The sequence below is a fragment of the Alteromonas halophila genome (genome assembly GCF_014651815.1).
In the GTDB taxonomy this organism is placed as follows: domain Bacteria; phylum Pseudomonadota; class Gammaproteobacteria; order Enterobacterales; family Alteromonadaceae; genus Alteromonas; species Alteromonas halophila.
Genome location: NZ_BMXP01000006.1, coordinates 208,788 through 215,447, shown reverse-complemented (window position 1 = coordinate 215,447; position 6,660 = coordinate 208,788). Strand labels below are relative to the sequence as shown.

Sequence of the window (6,660 nt, the reverse complement as noted above, 5' to 3'; positions counted from 1 at the left end):
TATATTATTGGCTATTACAACCGACTGAGACCGCATTCATACAACGGTGGTTTAACGCCGAATGAATCGGAGAAGCGTTACTGGAATAGCTACAACGGTGTGGCCAAAATGACTTGACCACTACAGATGTTCTTCTTTTTTACAGTAGTGATAGGATTACCTTGCATGAGATCTCTATCAACACCAAAATCGAACATTTGCTTCAGTATTGAAAGCGTTTTGTTTGCCTGAGTACCGGAGCTGCGGTCAGTGATGGGGTCTAACACCTTTTCTATTACATCGCGTCTTGTGATGTCTTTCAGCTTCATATCACCGATAACTGGTAGCACATCCTTCTCGAACATTCGCCTAACTTCTTTTGGGTCTTTTCTATTCACGTCGATATAACGTGTTAGAAACTCTTCAGCCAGTTTTGCGAGAGTAGGGCTGCTATCTTCAACGAACTGTCGCTGCAACGTTAGTCGTCTGGTTTCTGTCACATCTTCACCTGCGGCAACTCGACCTTTCAGATTCTCAACCTCTTTTCGAACCTCTTTGAGTTCACGCTCTCCGTGATAACCCAGTAAGTAGTTTCTTTGCTTGCCCCTGGAGCCACCAATCCGGTAATTAAGATAGAGTGCGATTTTGGACTTGCCGTCACTAGCCGATTTTCCTATCCGAGCATGGAAACCACTAAGTTTCGTATCATTGATGCGTTTGATTGGCTCTGGAACAGAGCTAAGAGATGTTTCACTGATTAAGAGTTTTACGGTCGATACGTGTAGCACCAAATGTAAAAAAACAGATTGGTGTAGCATATGTGTAGCAGTTGTCAGATTCAACTACTAGGATCTACTCATTACTAATCATAGTTAAGAATCTATGAAAAAATAATTATAAACAAGAGCATAGGTCTCCTTCGCAGCGCTAATCATTCCTAACTACTACTAATCAAAGATAATGTTGATTTTTATGGGGTGTCAGGGGTCGGAGGTTCAAATCCTCTCACACCGACCAACTTCTCTCTCGCTTTCAGCGATATCCCTTGGCTCTACCCCATAAACGGGGGGATCAGCACTCTACGTACACGATTAATAATACTATTCCATTCCGTAACCGGCATATCCAATGGGTTATCACTCTTATCCGGTAGTTTGCAAAATTTCTAAAACCATACGCTCTACTTAATAGCACTTCCATTTTGTTGTAGAAATCTTCCGTAATGCTTTACAACGGGTAAAGGGTTATACAACGATAATTGGTTACTGCCTTTAGAACAGGGTTTTTGTGTATTGCTACTCTAGTTCTTTGCTCTATTTATTTGGTACTAACAAAGACTTTATAGCAATAATTCACTTTAAATCTGATTGGACATAAGTGGGATGAGCAGGTAAAACAGAATGTAAATCCCTCGTTCAGAAAGGGAGTTGTTCGGAAGGAGCCGAAAAATGAAAGATGCAAGTATCGAAATTCCTGTTGCTGGTAATATTGAGTTAGCAGTTGATATAACGTCCACCTTTTCACTCGCTGCTCAGCAAAATGCTTATCCCGTTTTAAAATCTATCCGTATCAGCTATCCGAAGGATGAAGAGCGCGAGCTTTCGTCGTACAGCTCTCTTGTGCTTAAGCTGGCTGGTATTGAAGGATGGATTGATGATGAAACCTGGCAGATTGACCGATTAGAGCCAGGCCAATCGATAAGCATCAAAGTTAAAGAGCTTCGTTTTCCTTTTGAAAAGCTTTTCGGCATAACTGAACAGATTACACATGTTCTTTCATTTTCCCTTTGTGACGACGAACAAAATGTACTGGCAGAGCAACATCCTAAACTGGATATATTGCCAGCAAACTTCTGGGGTGGAGAAGAAAGGCAGCCTGCGTTATTAGCCGCTTTCGTAAAGCCAAACGGTGTCTACGTTGAATCTCTCGTAAGACAATGTGCATTAGCGCTAGAAAAAGGTGGCTATGGCCGAGCCGTGGATGGCTATCAATCGAATACACGCGAAAAGCCATACCTGATGCTTGCCGCGCTATGGAATGTCATCTTTAAAGAGAAGCTGGCATACGTCAGTCCCCCGCAGGGCTTTGCCAAAACTGGGCAAAGGGTTCGGCTAGCTTCTGATATAAGCAACTCTCGGATGGCTGCCTGTCTCGATTCCTCATTGTTGTTTGCCAGCTGTATCGAAGCAATGGGATTAAATCCTGTTGTTGCTGTAACAAAAGGGCACGCGTTTGTTGGTGCCTGGTTAATCGATGAAAAATTGCCGATTCTCACAAACGATGATCCGCAGGATATACGAAAGCGGGTCGATAACAGAGATTTAGTCTTATTCGAAACAACGCTAATAACCAACGACTCTTCCGTTACTTTTGAACAAGCAAGAGACCATGCGCGAGAACTACTTTCCGAAGAGAACGAGTCAGAGTTTGTCATGGTCATCGATATTGCTCAGGCCAGGGCACAATCTATAAAGCCTTTATCAACAGTTGAAGAAGCCAAGGAAGAAAGAACATCAGAAGGAAGCTCCGAGGAGCTTCCTTTGCCTGTTATTCCACCATTGCCTCCCGTCAGAAAAGATGAGCAAGTGGTTGAGGATACGCCTGAGACAAGGATTGATACATGGTCTAGGAAACTACTAGATCTGACAAAGAAAAATAGCCTTCTGAACTTTAGCGACAGAGCCGTCGCTATCAAGCTTTACTGTCCAGATATTGCAGCAATGGAAGACATGCTTGCCGACGGCACAAAGTTTAAATTTCTTTCTGCGCAGGAAAGTCCTCACTTTGATCCAAGTCGCGACAGTGAAATGTTTAGGCTCCAGACAGGATCTGATGTGCATCGCGATTATGCACTCAACCAAATTCAGAATAAGGTTTTGATTGCGAATCAGCCTCCCAAAAAGCTGGAAAAAAATTCTGTCGAGCTATTCAGACGAGCGAAGAACGATCTCGAAGAGGGCGGCTCAAACACGTTATTTTTAGCCTTAGGGTTCCTAAAGTGGAAAGACAACCCTGAAGATTCGAGAAGCTACAAAGCGCCGCTGTTGCTGATCCCTGTAAAACTCACTCGACGTAGTGCACGTGCTCCTGTTTACGTGGAACAGTTGCAGGAAGAAGATCCTATTTTCAATCTCACGCTAATCGAGTTTCTGCAATCTGAGCACGACATAAATCTTAGCGAGTTCAAAGATGAATTACCGGAAGACGATAGTGGTGTGGACGTGCCATTTGTCTGGCAGAGGGTACGGGACGCAGTTAAGGAGCAAGCCGGATTTGAACTTGTCGAAGAGCTGGTTCTAGGCTCATTTTCATTCGCAAAATATTTGATGTGGCGAGATCTGCGTGATCGACTTGATGACCTGAAAGAAAATCCTTTTGTTCAGCATTTAGTTGATAATCCACGAGAGCCATACCCTCAGGAAAGTAACTTTGTTAACAGAGAAGAGATAGACGAGAAGCTAGATCCAGCCGAAATATATACGCCGCTTAACTGTGACAGCTCGCAGCTTGTTGCAGTTGATGCCTCTGCTAAAGCACAAGATTTCGTACTTGAAGGCCCTCCAGGTACGGGGAAATCTGAAACTATTGCAAATATCATCGCGCATAATATTGGCAAGGGGCGAAAGGTACTTTTTGTTGCTGAGAAAATGGCAGCACTGAATGTGGTCTATCGGCGTCTTCAAAAAGTAGGTTTAGATCACCTTTGTCTTGAACTGCACAGTAACAAAGCGAATAAAAGAGGCGTACTAGATCAACTCAACAGTGCTTGGCAGAAACGAGAAGGACTTAACTCTCGAACCTGGGACGCTACAGTATCTGAGCTGAAGCAAAAGAAAGAGCAGTTAAATAATTATGTCAGGGCACTGCATCGCAAGTCGGATTTTGGAATATCAGCTCGCGATGCAATATCAACGGTTGCACTCAACAATGACTCGTTGAAGGTAAAACTCGATTGGCCGCAAGATGTGGCTGGGGCACCTATAAAGTCAGAAAGCGAACTTTATTCGACACAAGAGTTAGTTGAACAGTTGGCTTTGGCTTTTTCGGATGTGCGCGACCTTAATATAGATGCATTCAGGTTTGTTACCGCCACTGAATGGTCTAACGTTTGGCAATCGAAACTTCTAATGTCAATTGATGACTGGCAGCAGAAGCTAAAGGCTATAGAAAAGAGCCTGGTCGAACTGCTTCCTCTGTTTTCACTGGAGAGTATTGATCAGACTGCATCAAACTTTATTGCGCTAAAAAATGTTAATTACTTAGCAGAGCAGGCTCTTCAGCAAGACATTGCATTTGCCGTCGATACGGGAGCTAAAGAGCGTGTCGAACTAATTCATGAGTTGGCAAGTTTAAAAGCGCAGTTCGATAGTTCGCTTGGTGAAATATCCCACGGTGTTAGCAGCGAAAATGTATCTAAAGTGCCTGTTCAACAGTGGAAGCAGGCAGCACAAGAAGCTGAATTGGGTTGGTTGAAGGCCTTTTTCAATAAGCGGAAGATCAACAAAGAAGCAGCCTCTCTGGGCATCGCCAAGATAACTGACTTTTCTATCATCGATAAAATCGGCCTTTGTCAGGCTCTGAAGTCAGATATTGAAAGCAAGCTTCCGCAGGTTGAAAAATATCCCATCTGGGAAGGATGGGCGACCACCTCTGAAACTCTAAAGGAAAGGGCTGAAACGGGCAGCGAAATCAGACGAAGTATTTCTGAACTCGTGGCTTTAACTGACGATCCAGCAGAGATACTGATCCCCGTTAAAAAATGGTTTGTGGACGGAAGGGAGTTTTTAGAAGAGTCAAAGGTCTTTGCCACCGCTAATGCTTATTCAAAAGCCCTTGATGCTTTTCTGAGTGCGAACGCCTCCCTTGGTGAGATGGGAGTGTCCGTAAGCGGCGATGAGTCACTACAGGCTGTTTCACATAGCCTGGGGGAGATAAAAGCGAATGCGAATAAGCTGAAAAATTGGTGTGAATGGCAATCAGCTAAAGAGCGAGCGTTATCGGTTAATCTTGAGGTTTTATGTTCAGCGCTTGAAAACGGCTCGGTGAATTATGAAAAGCTGGGCCAACAATTCAGCAGCGCATTCTGTTATTGGCTTGCTCCATTGCTAATTGACGCTGATCACGAGCTTCGGCAGTTCAAAGCATCTACACACGAGCAAACGATAGAGACATTTAAAAAGCTTGATGAACGTGTGGCTCAAATTACCAGCGATTATGTTGTAGCGCTGGCGTCCGAGAGCAAGCCTGTCAAAGACGCTAAAGATAACCCAAAAGAATTTGGTGTTCTTGCAAAAGAGCTTCAGAAGAAAACACGCCACATTCCCATCAGAGCCTTAATCAGTCAGCTCGGTGACTCGCTACTAGATTTATGTCCATGTCTGATGATGTCGCCATTGTCTGTTGCGCAGTTCCTGCCTTCTGATTTTAAAGGCTTCGACCTGGTGGTCTTCGATGAAGCGTCACAAATGACAACATGGGATTCGGTTGGTGCTATTGCCAGGGGCAAGAATGTGATCATTGTTGGCGACCCTAAGCAAATGCCTCCGACTAATTTCTTCTCTGCGGGAGGTAATTCAGACGATCCTGACGAAGAAGATTTGGAGTCAATTCTTGATCAGGCGTTGGCAGCAAGATTACCGTTAAAGCGCTTAATGGGGCATTACCGAAGCAAACATGAAACATTGATCGCCTTTTCAAATAGCAAATATTATGAAAATTCGCTGGTGACTTATCCATCATCAGAAACCAAGGAGTCAGCAGTATCTCTTCACCGTGTTAACGGCATTTATGCGAAGGGTAAAGGAAGAAATAACACCGTCGAAGCTAAAGCCGTCGTTGAAGAAATTGTTCGCAGACTGCTGGATAAGCATGAGCGCAACAAATCCATAGGTGTGGTAACTCTGAATACTGATCAGCAACGCACCATTGAGGATTTGCTGGACGATGCAAGACGGCAGCATCCTTCTATAGAGAAATATTTTCAGGACGGTCAAAACAGAGATCCTGTATTTGTAAAAAATCTTGAGTCAGTGCAGGGCGATGAGAGAGACGTGATTATGCTCAGCCTTGCATACGGGCCGACTGAAGCTGAAGCGAAGACGATGAGCATGAACTTCGGGCCGCTTAACAAGAGCGGTGGTGAGCGTCGATTAAATGTTGCTATTACCCGCGCAACAACCGAGGTAGTCGTATTTTCAAGCTTTGATTCTTCGATGATAGATTTAAGTCGCACCAGCTCTGTAGCGGTTGAGCACTTAAAACACTTCTTAGAGTTCGCTGAAAAAGGCCCAATAGCGCTTGCTGAAATAGCCTCTGCTGACCATGGCGTCGATCAGTTCGATAGTGACTTTGAAGAGGCGGTTGCTCAGGCATTGCGTGTGAAAGGCTGGAAAATACAAACTCAGGTAGGTGTTAGTAAATTCAGAGTTGATTTAGGGGTTCTGCATCCTGACAAGCCAGGAAAATATATAGCTGGCGTAGAGTGTGACGGCGCGACCTATCATGGTTCACCAGCAGCTAGAGATCGAGACAGAGTAAGGCAGATTATATTGGAAAGCCTTGGTTGGAATATAGTGAGGCTGTGGTCTACCGACTACTTTGTCGATCCAGAGTCAGCGGTAGAAAAAGTTGATGCCAAGCTGCGAGAAATTCTTGAAAAGGAGAGAGAGCTAGACACACTGC

Annotated in this window: 3 protein-coding genes; 1 reads left to right on the top strand and 2 read right to left on the bottom strand. The window is 44.3% G+C overall.

Features of this window, described 5'->3' with window-relative positions; all coding sequences use genetic code 11:
* Positions 1–89: 89 nt before the first annotated feature.
* Both IE054_RS12935 and IE054_RS17985 read right to left on the bottom strand, forming a co-directional pair.
* Positions 90–797, bottom strand: a complete 708-nt coding sequence (locus IE054_RS12935) for a phage integrase central domain-containing protein (RefSeq protein WP_229805133.1) — start codon at positions 795–797, stop codon at positions 90–92.
* Between the two features lie 253 nt (positions 798–1,050).
* Positions 1,051–1,203, bottom strand: coding sequence for a transposase (locus IE054_RS17985; RefSeq protein WP_373293892.1), 153 nt, complete (start codon positions 1,201–1,203; stop codon positions 1,051–1,053).
* A 224-nt stretch (positions 1,204–1,427) separates the two neighbouring features.
* On the opposite strand from IE054_RS17985, the gene proA reads away from it, so the two are divergent.
* On the top strand, positions 1,428–6,660 hold a 5,233-nt coding region (gene proA / locus IE054_RS12925), incomplete at its 3' end, for an anti-phage protein ProA (protein ID WP_189407010.1).

Coding starts and splice junctions, on each gene's coding strand:
- IE054_RS12935 (WP_229805133.1), bottom strand. CDS start 797: ATGCTACACCAATCTGTTTTTTTACATTTGGTGCTACACGTATCGACC.